This is a genomic window from Bacteroides sedimenti, assembly GCF_040365225.1.
GTDB classification, from domain to species: domain Bacteria; phylum Bacteroidota; class Bacteroidia; order Bacteroidales; family Bacteroidaceae; genus Bacteroides; species Bacteroides sedimenti.
Genome location: NZ_AP028055.1, coordinates 2,172,012 through 2,191,522, shown reverse-complemented (window position 1 = coordinate 2,191,522; position 19,511 = coordinate 2,172,012). Strand labels below are relative to the sequence as shown.

At 42.0% G+C, this 19,511-nt stretch carries 8 protein-coding genes, 2 tRNA genes and 3 rRNA genes; 9 read left to right on the top strand and 4 right to left on the bottom strand.

All coding sequences use genetic code 11. The features are described from left to right. Nucleotides 1-765 precede the first annotated feature (765 nt). Complete coding sequence (locus ABWU87_RS08760; protein ID WP_353329946.1) at nt 766-1,263, bottom strand: phosphohydrolase; 498 nt, start codon at nt 1,261-1,263, stop codon at nt 766-768. A gap of 298 nt (nt 1,264-1,561) precedes the next feature. On the opposite strand from ABWU87_RS08760, the gene ABWU87_RS08755 reads away from it, so the two are divergent. From ABWU87_RS08755 to ABWU87_RS08720, 8 genes are all read left to right on the top strand, one after another. Next, nucleotides 1,562-1,999 carry a LexA family protein gene (locus tag ABWU87_RS08755; RefSeq protein WP_353329944.1) on the top strand — a complete coding sequence of 146 codons (438 nt, stop codon included), beginning with the start codon at nt 1,562-1,564 and terminating at the stop codon, nt 1,997-1,999. Beyond that, entirely contained in the window at nt 1,999-3,255 is a 1,257-nt protein-coding gene (locus tag ABWU87_RS08750) for a Y-family DNA polymerase (protein WP_353329943.1), read from the top strand. Before ABWU87_RS08755 ends, ABWU87_RS08750 begins: the two co-directional genes overlap by 1 nt. A gap of 825 nt (nt 3,256-4,080) precedes the next feature. After that, nucleotides 4,081-5,603 (top strand): 16S ribosomal RNA (locus ABWU87_RS08745). A 120-nt stretch (nt 5,604-5,723) separates the two neighbouring features. Further along, a tRNA-Ile gene (locus ABWU87_RS08740) sits at nt 5,724-5,797 on the top strand. Between the two features lie 45 nt (nt 5,798-5,842). Next, a tRNA-Ala gene (locus tag ABWU87_RS08735) sits at nt 5,843-5,916 on the top strand. 143 nt (nt 5,917-6,059) lie between these two features. Next, nucleotides 6,060-8,941: ribosomal RNA gene (locus tag ABWU87_RS08730) — 23S ribosomal RNA — on the top strand. A 107-nt stretch (nt 8,942-9,048) separates the two neighbouring features. Beyond that, nucleotides 9,049-9,159: ribosomal RNA gene (gene rrf, locus ABWU87_RS08725) — 5S ribosomal RNA — on the top strand. The 16S, 23S and 5S rRNA genes sit together here with 2 tRNA genes alongside, the layout of an rRNA operon. A gap of 285 nt (nt 9,160-9,444) precedes the next feature. Continuing rightward, nucleotides 9,445-9,687, top strand: coding sequence for a ferredoxin (locus ABWU87_RS08720; RefSeq protein ID WP_353329941.1), 243 nt, complete (start codon nt 9,445-9,447; stop codon nt 9,685-9,687). Between the two features lie 117 nt (nt 9,688-9,804). Here the strand turns inward: ABWU87_RS08720 and ABWU87_RS08715 are convergent, their stop codons facing one another. Next, entirely contained in the window at nt 9,805-10,626 is an 822-nt protein-coding gene (locus tag ABWU87_RS08715; protein WP_353329939.1) for a hypothetical protein, read from the bottom strand. Nucleotides 10,627-11,052: 426 nt separating this feature from the next. Here ABWU87_RS08715 and ABWU87_RS08710 point away from each other — a divergent pair, with 426 nt between their 5' ends. After that, on the top strand, nt 11,053-14,919 hold the full coding sequence (locus ABWU87_RS08710; protein WP_353329937.1) for a TIM-barrel domain-containing protein: 3,867 nt from the start codon (nt 11,053-11,055) through the stop codon (nt 14,917-14,919). A gap of 155 nt (nt 14,920-15,074) precedes the next feature. On the opposite strand, the gene ABWU87_RS08705 is transcribed toward ABWU87_RS08710, so the two are convergent. Both ABWU87_RS08705 and ABWU87_RS08700 read right to left on the bottom strand, forming a co-directional pair. Then, nucleotides 15,075-16,661, bottom strand: a complete 1,587-nt coding sequence (locus tag ABWU87_RS08705; protein WP_434533921.1) for a RagB/SusD family nutrient uptake outer membrane protein — start codon at nt 16,659-16,661, stop codon at nt 15,075-15,077. Nucleotides 16,662-16,719: 58 nt separating this feature from the next. Further along, the gene (locus tag ABWU87_RS08700; protein ID WP_353329934.1) at nt 16,720-19,455 is read right to left on the bottom strand and encodes a SusC/RagA family TonB-linked outer membrane protein; all 2,736 of its coding nucleotides are present in this window, start codon (nt 19,453-19,455) and stop codon (nt 16,720-16,722) included. Nucleotides 19,456-19,511: the final 56 nt, after the last annotated feature.

The following is a 19,511-nucleotide window of genomic DNA, read 5'->3' as shown; positions in this document are numbered from 1 at the left end:
ATTGAACTCAATCTTGTACATGATTACCCCCTAATCTTGTACATGATTGAGCCAATATGTCTCGATGTTTGCAATAAACTGATTCCGGAGAACTATAATTGTTCCTAATCCCATAAATAGTTGAACGATAAATAACTAACAATGAAGCGTGTTGACCTCTTCAGGCTTAAAGCGTGAAAGGCATATTCAATCGCCTGATTTCAGTTATTGGTTGACTTATGGGGTACTAAAGGTGTAAATCGTCGACTCATTTGAGGTGATATACGTAATAATTTCTTTTATAAACAGCTGACTATTAGGGATGTATGTTTTCTTGTAAACAATTTTAGTGTCAGTAGTGTCAGTAAAAATAAGGTTTATCCGGTTTCAGAAAATGAAAAATCTCCAAAAAGAATTTTTTTGGAATTACGATTTCTGGAACGAGAAAAAGAATGTTTTCTCTGCCACACTGCCACTAAAAGTCTTTACAAACTAATTCTTTGTGCAAAACCAGACTGACATATTACTTGAAAATAGGGAGGAAAATAGATTCAGCAGGAGATGCCTGGTATTTATTTAGATAAAAAATAAGACCCCATAAAACTAATTACTGATACCTTTCTTATTAATGAATGGAGTATGGAATTGTGCGATAATTTAAACGAATTGGAAACTATCTCCAGGCATAGGATTAGTTATATAATCTATTTTATTAAAAAGAGAAAAAAAACTCTTAATGAGCTGTCTAAAGAGGATGCTGTTAAGCCTATTTTTAGGATAGATATGTTATTTTAAATAATCTTTCAATAGCTCAAATTCTTTCTCGTATTTCTTAATCCGTGCATAATCTTTTTCAGTAGGGTGGGCAATGCGAGATAGGTCCATGTTATGAGTCAGGTCGTTCAACTTTACTTGGCAGGCCAGTTTGCTCTGCATTAGGCGGGTTATGTACTCTTCCCGGGATGAGGCTGTTTGACTGTTCAGTAGTTCAAGTGCCAGCTTTATTTCTTTTGCTTCGTTTTCCGCCAGTAAATTGCCGGCTCTCCCTTTCAGCATTTGCATTACTTGTTCCACGCTGTATTCAGTATCTTCCGCAGCATCATGAAGGTATCCCACCACTTTTTCCTTCCAGTTGGCACCGGCTTCACCAACAGTTGTGAGATGACTCTCAAAGTAATCTACTCCTGCTTTATCTGTTTGTCCGCGATGAAGTTCTTCGGCAATTAATACAGCTGCTTGTATTATGTGATTGCTTATGTTTTTTGATTCTTCTATGTTTGACATAATCTGGTATCTTTTGTTGTGTCCTTCTTTTCTACAGGCAAGATTATTTATCTGAGTAAAAATATGATTATTTTATTTATTATCAAAGTTTTAATGACGTAATTCTAAATAAGTAGTTCCTTATTTCCATTTAGCGTAAATACCTCCTAATGAGAATATATCACTTTCGGATTTCCGGATTAGATTTCATGTTGATGACTAAATCCGAAAGAGGAGACCGTCTTTACTTAAAAAAGAATAATCGTTCTTGGATATCCCGATTTTCTGTGCAACTTTGCAATAATAAATATCATCAGTAATGAAAGAAGAGAAAGCTTTTAATAAGATAGAAATATATTGGATCTCCAAAAGTCAAGCCGTTGAAATTCCATTTGTAGGCGAGATTAAGGCGGGCTTTCCTTCTGCTGCCGAGGATTTTGTGGAATCGGCTATTGACCTCAATAAGTATGTGGTGAAGCATCCTTCGGCCACCTATTTTGCCCGTGTAAACGGAACCTCCATGGAACCAGATCTCAGCGAGGGCGATTTGCTGATTATAGACCGGAGCCTGGAACCGGCTAATGGCAGAATAGCCGTGTGCTTTGTAGATGGAGAGTTTACCGTGAAACGCATCCGGATTGAGAAGGAGAAATGTTTGCTCATCCCTTCGAATGCAGGGTATCCAATCTTGGAGGTAACCAAGGATAATGACTTCCTGATATGGGGAATTGTTTCTTACGTAATTAAGAAGGTGTAATGTTTGCGCTTGTTGACTGCAACAACTTCTATGCGTCGTGCGAACGGGTTTTTAATCCTGCGCTGCGCAAAAAGCCGATCGTTGTGTTGTCGAACAATGACGGCTGTGTGATTGCCCGCAGCAACGAGGCAAAGGAGCTGGGCATCCCCATGGGTGCACCGGCCTATCAGTATCAGTATCTTTTTGAGCGCCACCACATCGAGGTGTTCTCCGCCAATTTTCCCCTCTACGGAGATATGAGCCATCGGGTGATGAGCATTCTTTCTGGTTACACCCCCAATCAGGAAATCTACAGCATTGATGAATGTTTTCTCGATCTTGCAGGGGTGAAGCTGGATTTGCACGAGTATGGCTTGAAGATGCGAACGCATGTGTTGAAATGGACGGGGATTCCCGTCAGCGTGGGAATTGCTCCTACAAAAGCATTGGCAAAGTTGGCAAACAGAATTGCCAAGAAGTTTCCGGAACGGACGGGAGGGGCTTACGTGATTGACTCGGAGGAGAAAAGAATCAAGGCTCTGAAATGGCTATCGGTGGAGGACGTATGGGGGATAGGCAGAAGAGGATCGAAAAAACTGAAAGCGCAAGGGGTAACCACTGCCTATGAGTTTACGCAGCTGAGCAAAGCATGGGTGTTGAAATATATGACGATTGTGGGGTTGCGACTGCAGGACGAGCTTAACGGAATATCGAGGCTGGAGATGGAACCGGTGGAGCTGAAGCAGAGTATAGCCACCACCCGGACATTTGAACACGAATACGGAAAGTTTGAGGAGGTGAACGAAAGAATAACCACCTTCTCCGTTGTAGGGGCAGAGAAATTGAGACAGCAACATTCGTTATGTCAGTCGCTACTTGTATTCATTGAAACCAATAGATTCCGAGAACCGGATGAACAGTATACTAACAGTATTGTGGTGAAGCTGCCTTTTGCCACCTCTTCGTCCATGGAGATTGTGAAGTTTGCAGTCGAAGGGCTTAAGAAAATATACAGGAAGGGGTATCTCTACAAGCGTGCAGGGGTGGTACTGATGGACTTTGTGCAGGAAAAGAATGTTCAACGGTCGCTCTTCTTCAACTCTGATTCCAGACATGCTCCTCTGATGGCGGCAGTAGACAAGGTGAATGCGAAATATGGAAGACAAAAGATCAGGCTGGCTTCACAGGATACTCGTGTCTGGAAGATGAAGCAAGAAAAAATTTCCAAGCATTTTACAACCGATCTTAATGATATAATAGAGGTAAAGGTGGATTAGAAACCAAGAGTTGTTTCACCTCACCCAACTACACAGAACAGTTTCTTCCCGATAGATTCTACAGCAAGAATGTCTTACTGAGGATTATTATATATTGCTACCAAATAAACTATTCTATATATAATAAGTTGCTATATGCCTTTTAATGATATCAGCCTTAATAACCAATATACAAAAGCCTCTCAATAGAAGTCTTCTTTAATATATAAGATAAATGTCTTTATACCGATGGCCGATTGAGGGTGTTTGAAGGAGTTAAGATCCATTCTGAGCTCCACTTTCGGTTGCTCATAGTGGTGCATGGATCTTGTTTTTCTGTAAAAGGAACAGGTTTGGTGACATAACTCAGAAAATCCTTTAAAATTTATTTATTTGTAATTTGATAAAAATCAGTGTGTTGCAAAATAGATTGATATTTATTTCAAAAAAGAGTCACAAAAGATTTGGTTCGTATAGATAAAAGGTCTACTTTTGCACCCGCTTTGCAAGAGAAACAAGGCAGTAAGTTGACATAATGATAGCAGTTTTGCATGAGCCGATTCAGATGAAAATAAAAAAACTCTTAAAAAATTTGGAGTATATTACCTGAAGTTAGTATCTTTGCAACCGCTTTCGCCTCAGAAGTGAGGCATGAAAAATTAAAGCAACTGATCGTTCTTTGAAAAGATTTAGATATAAACAATACAAGTAGTACAAGAGCTATAATGTTTCGATGTTAATCGAGATATTTTAGTAAAAAAGATTCAAACCGTCAATATCCCTCCTTATAGGATGAGATATTAAAATAAGAATCGGAATCCTGAACAGAATTAAAAAGAAACTTTTACAATGAAGAGTTTGATCCTGGCTCAGGATGAACGCTAGCTACAGGCTTAACACATGCAAGTCGAGGGGTAGCAGGGTAGCAATACCGCTGACGACCGGCGCACGGGTGAGTAACACGTATCCAACCTTCCCATAACTCAGGGATAGCCTTTCGAAAGAAAGATTAATACCTGATGGTACTTTATTAGGGCATCCTAATTAAGTTAAAGATTTATCGGTTATGGATGGGGATGCGTTCCATTAGATAGTTGGTGAGGTAACGGCTCACCAAGTCTTCGATGGATAGGGGTTCTGAGAGGAAGGTCCCCCACATTGGTACTGAGACACGGACCAAACTCCTACGGGAGGCAGCAGTGAGGAATATTGGTCAATGGGCGCGAGCCTGAACCAGCCAAGTAGCGTGAAGGATGAAGGTCCTATGGATTGTAAACTTCTTTTATAGCAGAATAAAGTGACCCACGTGTGGGTTTTTGTATGTATGCTATGAATAAGGATCGGCTAACTCCGTGCCAGCAGCCGCGGTAATACGGAGGATCCGAGCGTTATCCGGATTTATTGGGTTTAAAGGGTGCGTAGGCGGAAAGATAAGTCAGCCTGTGAAAGTTTGCGGCTCAACCGTAAAATTGCAGTTGATACTGTTTTTCTTGAGTGTACATAAGGTAGGCGGAATTCGTGGTGTAGCGGTGAAATGCTTAGATATCACGAAGAACTCCGATTGCGAAGGCAGCTTACCGGGGTACAACTGACGCTGATGCACGAAAGTGTGGGTATCAAACAGGATTAGATACCCTGGTAGTCCACACAGTAAACGATGAATACTCGCTGTTTGCGATATACAGTAAGCGGCCAAGCGAAAGCATTAAGTATTCCACCTGGGGAGTACGCCGGCAACGGTGAAACTCAAAGGAATTGACGGGGGCCCGCACAAGCGGAGGAACATGTGGTTTAATTCGATGATACGCGAGGAACCTTACCCGGGCTTAAATTGCAGATGAATATGGTGGAAACATCATAGCCAGCAATGGCATCTGTGAAGGTGCTGCATGGTTGTCGTCAGCTCGTGCCGTGAGGTGTCGGCTTAAGTGCCATAACGAGCGCAACCCTTATCGATAGTTACTAACAGGTCATGCTGAGGACTCTATTGAGACTGCCGTCGTAAGATGTGAGGAAGGTGGGGATGACGTCAAATCAGCACGGCCCTTACGTCCGGGGCTACACACGTGTTACAATGGAGGGTACAGAAGGTCGCTACCTGGCAACAGGATGCTAATCTCCAAAACCCTTCTCAGTTCGGATTGGAGTCTGCAACCCGACTCCATGAAGCTGGATTCGCTAGTAATCGCGCATCAGCCACGGCGCGGTGAATACGTTCCCGGGCCTTGTACACACCGCCCGTCAAGCCATGGGAGCCGGGGGTACCTGAAGTACGTAACCGCAAGGAGCGTCCTAGGGTAAAACTGGTGACTGGGGCTAAGTCGTAACAAGGTAGCCGTACCGGAAGGTGCGGCTGGAACACCTCCTTTCTGGAGCGATTCCGTTCTTGGTTTGGATTTCTTGTACTACGGTATATTGTTTAATTTAAAATATAGATTTTAAGAGATAAAGAAAGAAGCCGGGCCGAAAGGCAGGCGGTTTTGAACGACAGTCCTATAGCTCAGTTGGTTAGAGCGCTACACTGATAATGTAGAGGTCGGCAGTTCAACTCTGCCTGGGACTACGAATAATGAGGAAGCACCACAGCGGAAAGCTTCTGAATGATTTCGGGGGATTAGCTCAGCTGGCTAGAGCACCTGCCTTGCACGCAGGGGGTCAACGGTTCGAATCCGTTATTCTCCACAAAAGAGATTCATTTCTCGACAAGATCTTTGACATGATGTACAAAAGCAAATAAAGAAGTAACTTTTTTGAGAAAAAAAGAGCTGAAAGTATATATCGAACCATACGCGGCATGATCAGCAATGTGAATGCCGGTTTGTTTGAAGAAAGTAAGCAAGGGCGCATGGCGGATGCCTTGGCTCTCGGAGGCGATGAAGGACGTGATAAGCTGCGATAAGCTTCGGGTAGGTGCAAATAACCATTGATCCGAAGATTTCCGAATGGGACAACCCAATATCCTGAAGGGATATTATCCATCATAGATGGAGGCGAACGCAGGGAACTGAAACATCTTAGTACCTGTAGGAGAAGAAAATAAATGAATGATTCCGTAAGTAGTGGCGAGCGAACGCGGATTAGCCCAAACCATAGATGTTACGGCATTTATGGGGTTGTAGGACCACGTTGTTGGACTTACATTAGAGAATGGAAGACTCTGGAAAGTGTCACCATAGAGCATGATAGTTGCGTACATGAATCTAATGTATACCATAGTGGTATCCTGAGTAGCGCGGAGCACGAGGAATTCTGCGTGAATCTGCCGGGACCATCCGGTAAGGCTAAATACTCCCGAGAGACCGATAGTGAACCAGTACTGTGAAGGAAAGGTGAAAAGCACTTCGAATAGAAGAGTGAAATAGTCCCTGAAACCATGCGCCTACAAGCGGTCGGAGCAGCTTTTAGCTGTGACGGCGTGCCTTTTGCATAATGAACCTACGAGTTACTGTCACTGGCAAGGTTAAGAAACTAAGTTTTGCAGCCGAAGCGAAAGCGAGTCTTAATAGGGCGTTTTTAGTCAGTGGTAGTAGACGCGAAACCAAGTGATCTACCCATGGTCAGGTTGAAGGTTAGGTAACACTAACTGGAGGACCGAACCGATAAGCGTTGAAAAGCTTCCGGATGAACTGTGGGTGGGGGTGAAAGGCTAATCAAACTTGGAGATAGCTCGTACTCCCCGAAATGCATTTAGGTGCAGCCTTGATAATTACTAATGTGAGGTAGAGCGACTGATAAGATGCGAGGGCTTCGCCGCCTATCAAGTCTTGATAAACTCCGAATGCGCATTAGTTTAATATCAGGAGTGAGGGCATGGGTGCTAAGGTCCGTGCCCGAGAGGAGAAGAATCCAGACCATCAGCTAAGGTCCCGAAATAATTGCTCAGTTGAACTAACGAAGTCAGATTGCTAAGACAGCTAGGATGTTGGCTTGGAAGCAGCCATTCATTTAAAGAGTGCGTAACAGCTCACTAGTCGAGGAGTTTGGCGTGGATAATAATCGGGCATAAGCAATTTACCGAAGCTATGGAACCAGTAATGGTTGGTAGGGGAGCATTCCACTCAGCGTTGAATGTGGAGCGTGAGCTCTGCTGGAGCGTGTGGAAAAGCAAATGTAGGTATAAGTAACGATAAAGGGGGTGAGAAACCCCCTCGCCGAAAGACTAAGGTTTCCTGATCAACGCTAATCGGATCAGGGTTAGTCGGGTCCTAAGGTGTAGCCGAATGGCGAAGCCGATGGCAGAAAGGGTTAATATTCCCTTACTACCTTAAGGAGTGACGTGGAGACGGAGGCGTGACAGTGCCGCCAGCTGACGGAATAGCTGGTTGAAGGGTGTAGATATTAGATTTCCAGGCAAATCCGGAAGACTAGTCGAACCTGATAGTACCGAGAGCCCTTGTGGTGATTGGATAGTGCATGTAAGCATACTCCCGAGAAAATCCGCTAAACTTAATCCTTAAGGTACCCGTACCGTAAACGGACACACGTAGTCGGGTTGAATATACTAAGGCGCTTGAGTGAATCACGGTTAAGGAACTAGGCAAATTGACCCTGTAACTTCGGGATAAAGGGTCCCTCAGCAATGAGGGCGCAGAGAATAGGTCCAGGCAACTGTTTAACAAAAACACAGGGCTATGCAAAATTGAAAGATCACGTATATAGCCTGACACCTGCCCGGTGCTGGAAGGTTAAGAGGAGATGTCATCGCAAGAGAAGCGTTGAATTGAAGCCCCAGTAAACGGCGGCCGTAACTATAACGGTCCTAAGGTAGCGAAATTCCTTGTCGGGTAAGTTCCGACCTGCACGAATGGTGTAATGATCTGGACACTGTCTCAACCGTGAGCTCAGTGAAATTGTAGTATCGGTGAAGATGCCGATTACCCGCGATGGGACGAAAAGACCCCGTGAACCTTTACTATAGCTTAACATTGAATTTGGGTAATTGATGTGTAGGATAGGCCGGAGGCTTTGAAGCAGGCACGCCAGTGTTTGTGGAGCCGCTGTTGAAATACGGCCCTTTGATTATTTGAGTTCTAACTCGTGGTTACGAGGACACTGTTTGGTGGGTAGTTTGACTGGGGTGGTCGCCTCCAAAAGTGTAACGGAGGCTTCTAAAGGTACCCTCAGGACGATTGGTAACCGTCCGCAGAGTGTAATGGCATAAGGGTGCTTGACTGGGAGACCGACAAGTCGATCAGGTAGGAAACTAGAGCATAGTGATCCGGTGTTTCCGTATGGAAGGGACATCGCTCAAAGGATAAAAGGTACTCCGGGGATAACAGGCTGATCGCTCCCAAGAGCTCATATCGACGGAGCGGTTTGGCACCTCGATGTCGGCTCGTCACATCCTGGGGCTGGAGAAGGTCCCAAGGGTTGGGCTGTTCGCCCATTAAAGTGGCACGCGAGCTGGGTTCAGAACGTCGTGAGACAGTTCGGTCTCTATCTATCGTGGGCGTATGAAATTTGCGTGGCTCTGACACTAGTACGAGAGGACCGTGTTGGACTGACCGCTGGTTTACCGGTTGTGCCGCCAGGTGCATCGCCGGGTATCTAAGTCGGGATTGGATAAGTGCTGAAAGCATCTAAGTACGAAGCCAGCCACAAGATTAGATTTCTTAGGGTCGTTGAAGACGACAACGTTGATAGGCTGCAGGTGTAAAGACAGTAATGTCAAAGCCGAGCAGTACTAATTGCCCGTACACTTTCTTCGAGCCTTTGTATGGTTGGCTATATGTTTTGCTCTTTTATTGATAAAAGGGCTTCTTTATTGCTTTTGCATTGTGTTATCTTAATAGAGAGTAAGATCTTTAAAAATATTAAGGTGGCTATAGCATCAGGGTTCCACCTCTTCCCATTCCGAACAGAGAAGTTAAGCCTGATCACGCCGATGGTACTGCGTAACAGTGGGAGAGTAGGTAGCCGCCGTTTTATCCGAGTCCCGGTCATGGAAACATGGTCGGGACTTTTTTGATATATGCCATAACCGCATGCTCTACTCAGAGAATGTTGAACATCATACCTGCCACTCATTTAAAGTTTGTTCAGCATTCATTATAATGCTAAAATGGATCAGATTAGGAATGATTCAAACCTCAAGATCCTGACTCTTTGATGAATGAAATTCTGGGATATACTTCAAACTATATGCTAGATGAATTTAACTTTTTTCTCTATCCTCGGCTTTGAACCTTATTAGGAACAATTTGTTTTCTAATGGATGAGGTAAGGCTATATATAATTAATTTTAAATCAATAGGTATGTCAATAAATGATGTGTGGTTGGATGAGAGTGAGAATGAATGTCTTTGTTGCGGTGGATGTGCAGCAATATGTCCACAGGTTTTTGAGGTCCCTGGCAAAATGTTGGTGAAAGAAGACGTTGATTTCTGTCAATTCGAGCTTGCCATAAAGCTTGCTGCAGAAAATTGTCCAACCGAGGTTATTAAATTTGATTAACCCAGTGCCTTACATTGTTATATTCTTTGAAGTTACCTTTTATTATTAGTATTACTTCTTACATCTTTATATATAATATTTTCAGTCGGTTTGCATCTCTTAAATAAGTAATCGAAACTAATTAGTTAGTCCTGGTTTCCACTCTTCAATAACTTTCAGATATAGAGTTTGTTTTTCCTTTTCCTTGTTGAGCTCAATTATATCCTCATCTAGTTTCTTCTGAGTATTGAATACCCATTCCTGGTTTTTAAGTTCGTCCCGGTAGATAAATGGAAAGCTCTGCTCCATTTCTTCAATTTGTTTACGCAGCTGTATTACATTCTTTTCCAGCTTTTCCGATATTTCGCACAGTTCGGATGAATCTGTTAATGTGGCTATAGAGTCTTGTCTTAAATCTAACGTTAATAGTATTTCTCTTAATATAGTGAGGTTACAAAGATGATATGCAGCTTGTGCTTTTATAAAAAGATCACTTTCGTATTCAGAGAGATTTGGGTTTAAGTCTGGATGCAATCTCTTGACAATAATCCGGTAAGTGTCTTTTACTTCCCGGAACTCTTCCTGTGAAAAGTGTGAGGTTTTAAGAAATTCTTTTGCTGCAACCAATTGACGGGCATCATCCTCTAACTTTTTCTGGAAGTCCGCAAATCGTGACCGTATTTCCTGATCTACGTTTTTTAGCTCTGGTTTTTCATTACGGTTTATATAAGACTGGATCAGTTCTATTTTAAGTTTCAGTGCTGCAATTTGGGTCCGTAGGTAGAATATCTCGTGTTGCTTTTCTCCAATGGTGCTAAGATAAAGAGCAGTTAAGGCATTTTCTTCATAGGTCTGCATTTCATGCTTTTTGATGAAGAGTTCGGCGTACTCTTTCTTAAGTGAAAGGTAGCGTTCCTGTAATTCTCTCTTATCGGCAGTTAAATCATGCATATCCATCATTGTTCCTTTTTAATTGTATTTCCTGAATAGGGAATTTCATCTAAGATAGTTCAATGAAATTGCTTTGCTAACAAATATAACAAATCTTTTTGAGTTCTTGTTGGGGAGCCTTCTTTTTAAGTATACCGTTTTCTTTGTTTCTGATTTTTATATTAAGCTGGAATTTTTTGTAGTAGATTCATTATATATGATTCTACATATATTTAGTTTAGTCTGTAAGACTTGAGTTCTTTTGTTTTTCTGGTCCATCTGTGGTAAAATGAATATTCTTTTATTAGATGCATAGGCCTTTCTTACAATATATTACAATTGTGATTATATTTTTTGCACGATTTTCGTTTTTATGAATGCTTTTCTCTATTTTTGTACATTATATATTTATTTGTAAAATAAAGCATCTTTAATTAAAATATTAAATAAATAAACATGAAAAACTTGATTGGCAATTGCCATCGAAGAAGAGCTGTTTTGCTTGGACTCGCTTTGCCTCTGATATTTTCGTCTTCGCCTATTCTGGCTGGACAAAGAGCAGAAAGCGTCAGAGAGATAACGCAACAAAGCCTGAAGATTATCAGTGCGAAAAAGATTAATCCGACCACGATTGAGGTGTTGTTATCTGACAATCAGAGAATGACCTTTGATTTTTATGGAGAGAACATTTTCAGAGTGTTTCAGGATAATCAAGGTGGTGTAATCCGTGATCCGGAAGCGAAACCGGAAGCGCAAATATTAGTGAATAACCCAAGAAAATCTCTCTCAACACTCAATCTGAATGATGGAAGCGATCTTATTTCTATCACTACCGGGAAAATTAATCTTCAGATAAACAAGAAAACTCGACTGATGAAGGTAGTTAATCTGGTGACTAATGCTGTTGTTCTGGAAGAGGTTGAACCTGTGCTTTTTGAAAAGGATAAAACTGTTCTGACTTTAAAGGAAAATCCTCAGGAATATTTTTATGGAGGTGGCGTGCAGAACGGAAGATTCTCGCATAAGGGAAAAGCAATTGCTATTGAGAACCAGAACAGCTGGACGGATGGTGGAGTTGCTTCTCCAACTCCTTTTTATTGGTCAACCAACGGATATGGAGTAATGGGGTATACCTTTAATCAAGGTAAGTACGACTTTGGTGCATCGGAAAAGGGAAAGGTGAAGTTGTCTCATGACTCTAACTATCTGGACATGTTTTTCATGATAAACGATGGTGCGGTGGCGCTGTTGAATGACTTTTATCAGTTAACTGGGAATCCAATACTGTTGCCTAAATTTGGTTTCTATCAAGGACATTTGAATGCCTACAACCGTGACTTCTGGAAAGAAGATGAAAAAGGAATTCTTTTTGAAGACGGAAAACGATACAAAGAGAGTCAGAAGGATAATGGCGGAATCAAGGAGTCACTGAACGGAGAAAAGAACAACTATCAGTTCTCTGCTCGTGCTGTGATTGATCGTTACAAGAATCACGATATGCCATTGGGCTGGATTTTGCCGAATGACGGGTACGGGGCAGGATACGGACAGACTGAAACATTGGATGGCAATATCCAGAATCTGAAAAGTCTGGGTGATTATGCCCGTAAAAATGGGGTGGAAATTGGTTTATGGACACAGTCTGACCTTCATCCGAAAGCCGATGTAAGCGCTTTGCTGCAAAGAGACATTGTGAAAGAGGTGCGTGATGCCGGTGTACGTGTGTTAAAGACAGACGTGGCATGGGTGGGAGCAGGATATTCTTTTGGACTAAACGGTGTTGCTGATGTAGGACACATTATGCCTTACTATGGTGATAATGCACGTCCGTTCATCATCTCTCTGGATGGTTGGGCCGGAACGCAGCGTTATGCCGGAGTATGGTCAGGTGACCAAACCGGAGGTGTATGGGAATATATTCGTTTTCACATCCCAACATATATTGGCTCGGGACTGTCCGGTCAGCCAAATATAACCTCGGATATGGACGGTATCTTCGGTGGCAAGAATCTTGTTATTAACACTAGAGACTTTCAATGGAAGACATTCACTCCGATGGAACTTAATATGGATGGATGGGGTTCGAACGAGAAATACCCTCATGCCTTGGGCGAACCTGCAACATCTATCAATCGCTGGTATTTGAAATTGAAATCGGAACTACTGCCATATACTTACAGCATTGCAAAACAAGCGGTAGACGGAATGCCGATAATCAGAGCCATGTTCTTGGATTATCCTAATGCCTATACAAAGGGAACAGCTACACAATATCAGTACATGTACGGACCCGATTTTCTGGTTGCACCTATCTATCAGGAAACGAAGTCGGATGCTAAGGGCAATGATATCCGCAATGGTATTTATCTGCCCGAAGGATCATGGGTTGATTATTTCACTGGAGAAAAATATGAAGGTAACCGTGTGATCAACAACTTTGCATCACCTCTTTGGAAACTGCCTTTGTTTGTGAAGAACGGAGCGATAATCCCGATGACTAATCCTAACAACAATGTATCCGAAATAAATAAAGCTCTTCGTGTTTACGAAATCTATCCGTATGGAAACAGTTCGTTCACTGAGTACGATGACGATGGTATTTCCGAGGAGTACAGACTGGGTAAAGGGGTTACAACGAAAATCGAATCAACTGTTGATAAGAAAAACAATGTGACCTTGACTATTCAGCCTGCAATGGGTGACTTCACTGGTTTTGTGAAAGAGAAAGCAACGGAACTTAAAATTAATGTAACAGCAAAACCGAAGAAGATTTCGGCCAGAATTGGAAACAAGAGTGTTAAGCTGAAAGAAGCGAACTCGATGGACGAGTTCATGAAGGGAGAGAATGTTTTCTTCTATGATGCTGCTCCTAATCTGAACAAGTTTGCAACAAAAGGAAGTGAATTCGAGAAAGTTGTTATTACCAAGAATCCTCAGGTATTGGTGAAACTAGCTGCAACTGATATAACTGCGGCTCAAACAGTAGTGAATATTGCAGGATTTGTGTTTGAACCAGCTGACAGATACCGAATCACTACAGGTACATTGACTGCTCCTCAAGCAAAGATTTCAGCTGAAAATACCGAAGCATATACCCTGAAACCAACATGGGATAAGGTTGCAAACGCTGATTACTATGAAATTCAGTTTAACGACATGCTGTATACCACTATCAAGGATACTGAATTGCTGTTCGACGAATTGTCAGCCGAAACAACTTATTCATTCAAAGTACGTGCCGTAAACAAGGACGGATACTCTGACTGGACTGAATGTAGTGCAAAGACCAAATCTAATCCGCTGGAATTTGCTATACACGGAATTGTGGGTGAAACTACTGCTCAAACTCAGGAAGGGTTTGAAATAGATCGCTTGTTCGACTTTGCTGAAAAGGGCGATATGTGGCATACGAAGTACAGAGTGAATGCTTTGCCGTTTGACATGATTATTGACCTGAGAACTGTGAACCAGCTCGATAAGTTCCACTACTTGTCACGCACTGACGGAGGCAACGGAACCATGCTGAAAGGAACTGTTTATTATAGCATGGACAAGGAAAACTGGACGGAAGCCGGTGCATTCGATTGGAAACGCAACGGTGATGTGAAAGTGTTCAATTTCAATGGTAAACCTACCGCTCGTTACATTAAACTGGCTGTTACCGAAGGTGTGGGTAACTATGGTTCGGGAAGAGAATTGTATGTATTCAAGGTGCCTGGAACAGCAAGCTATCTGCAGGGGGATATCAATAATGATGGTAAGATTGATGGCAACGACCTGACATCTTATACTAACTATACTGGTCTGAGAAGAGGTGACTCCGATTTTGAGGGTTATATCAGCAATGGCGATATCAATAAGAATAATCTGATTGATGCTTATGACATTTCTGTTGTGGCAACTCAGCTTGAAGATGGTTCTGCCGATAAACAGATTGCGAAGGTGGACGGAAGCATTACGATAAGCACTGCCAAACAGATGTACAACAAGGACGAAATTATTGAAGTCCGTGTACAAGGTACAAACCTGAAATCTGTAAATGCACTGAGTTTTGCTTTACCATATAGCCAAAAAGATTACGAATTTGTGGGAGTACAGCCGTTGAACATAAAGAACATGGAGAACCTGACCTATGACAGACTTCATACCAATGGATCGAAATCGCTCTATCCTACATTCGTCAACATCGGCAATAAGGAAGCAATAGAAGGAACAGTCGATTTGGTAGTTCTGAAATTCAAGGCTAAGCACAAAGTGAAGTTCGACCTGAAAGTTATTGATGGCATGTTGGTTGACAAGAACCTGAATTCTCGTAAGTTTTAAGAGACTACGATAGATATCATAAATGGGGCTATCCTACTTTTGGATAGCCCCATTTTTTTCTTCTTTAAGAACTCTTTATTAGCGCTGAGTTTATAACAATTTTACATTCATTTCATGCAGTACAGTACGGTACAAGAAATAGGATAATAATAGAGTCAATACCCGCTGTTCTGCAATAGTTGCAGGTTCATTCTTATAACTTTTTCAGGGATAGGGAATACGGTAGTATAACCATTTTCTTCACCTGGAAGTTGCGGGCGACTGCTATATGCTCTTGTAAACTTCCCGAAACGTATCAGGTCTTGTCGTCTCCAACCTTCCCAAGCTAATTCCAACTGTCTTTCGGCAAGCAGATTCTCTAATGTTGCTTTTCGAGCAGGGCTACCAACCCGACTGCGTACTTCATTTAGTTCAGTATCTCCGTTTTCATTGTTACGTACTTCAGCCTCGCTCTTCATCAGCAGCACATCCGCATAGCGGAATAGAACAATGTCATTTTCCATCAGTTTGCCGTCTTTCGTAGCTGTCAAATCTACCTCATACTTTTTCATGCGTGCTCCAGCTGTTTTTTCGTAAGGTGTATTCGATACATCCAGAAGTACTTTCCATGGGAAATATTCCAATGCTGAACCGTTATCAAGTTTAATAACGTTTCCTTTCAGGTCATGTACGATTCCTGCAAAATAACATATGTCAAAACGTGGGTCGCTATTGTCAGTACCATATCCAAAGGTATTTAAAACTTCTATTGTTGCACTCGATCCGTTTTCCCCTCCCAGCCCGTAAGCTTTGGCATGGTTGTAATGACGAGAACGGAAAAGGTACTGCATCTGGTTGGTATACATTGTTTTATTCATGGGGATAGTGAAAATATTCTCCTCGGATGATTCATTATATACAGCAAAGTTACTTTGATATTGCGGCTCAAGTCTGTATCCCATTGCGGTAATCATATTGCAATAGGCTGATGTTGCTTGCCATGCGTTTAGCTTTTTGCCATCTACTTCAAAGTAAATTGATTTTCCGTCCGGATGCAAATTATCAGTCCAGTTGTTGTCTGTATAGACCTCTGCATTCAAAGCTAATTTAGCCAGTAGAAAATAAGCCACCGGACGCGTGAGACGTCCGTAATAATCTCCGGGTTGGTTGCTCCGTTCTGCAGCCAATAATGGGACAACTGTCTGCAACTCATTCACTACAAAGTCAAATATTTCTTTCCGTTCTTTCTGGACTACATCTTTCATTGGCGTTGAAGAAGATAGTATCAGCGGAACTCTTCCAAACAAGTCCATCAGATAATAGTAGTACATGGCACGCATTGCACGCACTTCCGCCCTATAAACCGGTAATTCGGCATCTGAATGGGTCTCTGCAAAAAGATCTATTTTCTCTAAAGACTTGTTGCAAAGATTCACCATCTTATAGAGATATTCCCACGTGGCCTGAATAGCATCGTTGTTAGTTCCCCATTTATGCAGAAACAACCCTTGCCAGAAACCGCCGTCATACCAATCTCCTCCACGAGTAGGCATTATAGCCTCGTCTGTGGTGAATGTATTCAGATCATAAATACCCCTCCCTGTTCCCTGTAATCCCTGACTGTCGTTATATCCACCAACATACGTGTACAATGAAGCTACTGCATTTAGATAAACATCTCCAAGTGTTTTATAAGCTTCCTCTTCCGGAAGCTTGTCACGTGGGTTTTCTTCCAAAATTTCGTTGCACGCTGCAGATAGCATTATAAAGACGGCACACGAAAAAATGTAAATAGACTGGCGTTTCATATGAAATCCTCCATTAAAAATTAATACTTAACCCCAACGTATAAGTTCTTGCCAATGGATAGGTACGTTTGTCGTCCATACCAAGCGTGGCATTCACCGTAGAACTGTTAATCATGGGCGTAATGCCCGAATATCCACTGATTGTTGCCAGGTTATTGACTGTAAATGCCAATCGGAACGACTGAATGTACTTCTTTATTTTTTGTATAGGTATGTTCCATCCAACCGTTAGATAATCGAAATTAATATAGTCACCCCGTTCCAGCCAGTAATCTGTTGCTGTCTGGTCTTTTATGTTACGTTGTGGTGCTTCTTTCATAATGTTATAATCCGGGAAAATATTCATATTCATATAAGTCAGTGAAGTACCATTATATATTTTATGCCCGAAAGCACCATTAATTTGTATCGAGATATCCCAGCGTTTGTAACGCAAGCTGATGTTTGATCCCAATAAAGCCTTGGGTACTGCTTGTCCTGCTACATATCGGTCTTCTCCGTCTTCCAGACTAACTCCTCCACCATTTAGGTCCACAATATTGTAAACTGATTCACCGTTGTTGTTTGTTGTCAGCCCTTTTGCATGCGGCAAGTAGAATACACCCAATGGTTGTCCTACTATTTGATATACTATATTGTTATATCCTCCATGAAATCCAGCTCCGTTCAAACTTGTCAGGCTTTTGTATTCAGGTGCCGAAATGGCTTCACCGTTGTAATATCCACTCAAAGACAGCAGTTTATTTTGCTGGAAGGCAATATTGGCATTAATGTTCAACTCTACATCCTTCCCTTTCAATAGTGAAGCTCCGATAGCAATTTCTGTGCCGCTGTTTCGCATGGAACCGATATTTGCCAATAATGTATTATACGTGAAAGGGGGTACACTTACATTATAAAGATAAAGCATGTCTTTTGTCTTCGACGTATAATAGTTGGCCGAAACTAACAAGCGGTTACTGAATAAAGTTATGTCAACACCCGTATTGAACGTGTACTTTACTTCCCATTTTAAATCCGGATTCGTGTTTCGAATATCCCCCAGTGATACCACCGGAGAAACTCCAACAGGAATAATCCCGTTGGGCTTTACCAGATTCAATGTTGTGTACGAATCAATTCCGCTTTGATTTCCTGCCAAGCCATATCCGATACGAAACTTCATGTTATTAACAGCTTGCAAGCGTTTTATAAATTTCTCTTCGCTCAGGACCCAGGCTGCCGAAAAAGAAGGAAAAAATCCCCATTTGTGATTGCTGCCGAATTTGGAAGAGGCATCTGTACGAGTATTGACTGTGAAAATATAGCGGTCGGCAAATGTGTAATTAAAACGTCCCAGAAACGATACCAGCCGTGGATTTTCGTAATAGGAATTTGTTCCTTCCCATAAGCGGATTGCTCCTGCCTGTAAGTTGTTGTATCCGAATTTATCTGTGCTGAAGTTTGTTACCGTGGTGTAGAAACCTGTATATGTCTCCTTTTGAAGTTCAGCCAAAGCCAAAGCATCAAAGAAATGTTTTTTCCAGTTTTTTTTATAGGTTAACATCATGTCTCCAAGCAATGACTCCATTTTTCGTGTTCCCTTATAAGCTTGTCCATGTGCCCAGACTGAAGTGGGAAGATATTGTGAGTTTTCTACAATACTATATGTATATGCACTGAATGCTGCGAGCTTCCATTCTTCGGACAGACGAAATGTTAGCCGGGCATGAGTGCTGATATGAGAATTGTCATCATTGTCTTTCACTTCCATCCAGGCAAGCGGATTAACAATTTGGCTGGCATTTGTAATACCATCCCACGAACTCGTCTCTGGATTCTTATGGTCAGGGAAAGTGGGGTTGAATGTGGCTGCAGAGTAGAATGTCTTTTGGTAATCGAAAAGATTCCGGTTCTTCTGAATAGAACCGAACATACCCAGTTCGCATTTAACAAAACCGTCAAAAATCTCCTGCGTTATATTCATATTTGAAGTAATGTTCTTCATTCTTTCATTCAGAACTACCCCCTGACGGTTCATGAAGCCTAGAGAAACACGGTAACTGGAGGCTTGGGTACCTCCATAGAAAGCAATGTGATGATTTTGTTGCAGTCCAACTTGCTCGATCTCTTTCTGGAAATCTGTATTAAAACCTTTGTCAAGAATGGGTATGTTTCGGTTAATAGATACTTTCCGGAATTCATCTGCTGAAAGCATTTTTAAGTTTTTATAGACAGAAGTAATACCGAAACTACCATTATAGTTTACTCTTGTCTTGTCGCTGATCCCTTTTTTTGTTGTTATTACAATCACACCAGATGCCCCACGTGAACCATATTGTGCTGTTTCAGAGGCATCTTTCAGAATGGTGAAACTCTCTATATCCGTAGGATAAATAGAGGCCATCATGCTCAGATCTCCGAACACCCCATCTGCAATAATCAGTGGATTATTACCACTGGTTAATGAAGTAGTACCACGCAACCGAATAGCATCCAGAGCAGCTGGTCCATTTGTCTCTCGTTGAACAGTCAGCCCTGGTACCTTTCCGCGTATCGCTTCCAAGGGAGTTGTTACTTGTTCCCTATTCATTTGTAACTCTGTTATTTTTTCTACGGAGCCAGAAACGTTTTTCAGTTTTCCTGTAGCATAACCTATTGTAATCAATGAGTCGGGCAAAGGTACATCCGGTTTTTGCGCAATCGATATACCCGGACAGATGGCCAGGAAACAGAAGCATAAGACCCGCCATTTATCGTGTTGTGCCATAAGTTTGGATTTTAAGGAATAATATAACTATAACAAACGAAACTGGATATATGCTC

Coding starts and splice junctions, on each gene's coding strand:
- ABWU87_RS08705 (WP_434533921.1), bottom strand. CDS start 16,661: ATGCTATCTGCAGCGTGCAACGAAATTTTGGAAGAAAACCCACGTGAC.
- ABWU87_RS08720 (WP_353329941.1), top strand. CDS start 9,445: ATGGATGAGGTAAGGCTATATATAATTAATTTTAAATCAATAGGTATG.
- ABWU87_RS08700 (WP_353329934.1), bottom strand. CDS start 19,455: ATGGCACAACACGATAAATGGCGGGTCTTATGCTTCTGTTTCCTGGCC.
- ABWU87_RS08750 (WP_353329943.1), top strand. CDS start 1,999: ATGTTTGCGCTTGTTGACTGCAACAACTTCTATGCGTCGTGCGAACGG.
- ABWU87_RS08715 (WP_353329939.1), bottom strand. CDS start 10,626: ATGATGGATATGCATGATTTAACTGCCGATAAGAGAGAATTACAGGAA.
- ABWU87_RS08760 (WP_353329946.1), bottom strand. CDS start 1,263: ATGTCAAACATAGAAGAATCAAAAAACATAAGCAATCACATAATACAA.
- ABWU87_RS08710 (WP_353329937.1), top strand. CDS start 11,053: ATGAAAAACTTGATTGGCAATTGCCATCGAAGAAGAGCTGTTTTGCTT.
- ABWU87_RS08755 (WP_353329944.1), top strand. CDS start 1,562: ATGAAAGAAGAGAAAGCTTTTAATAAGATAGAAATATATTGGATCTCC.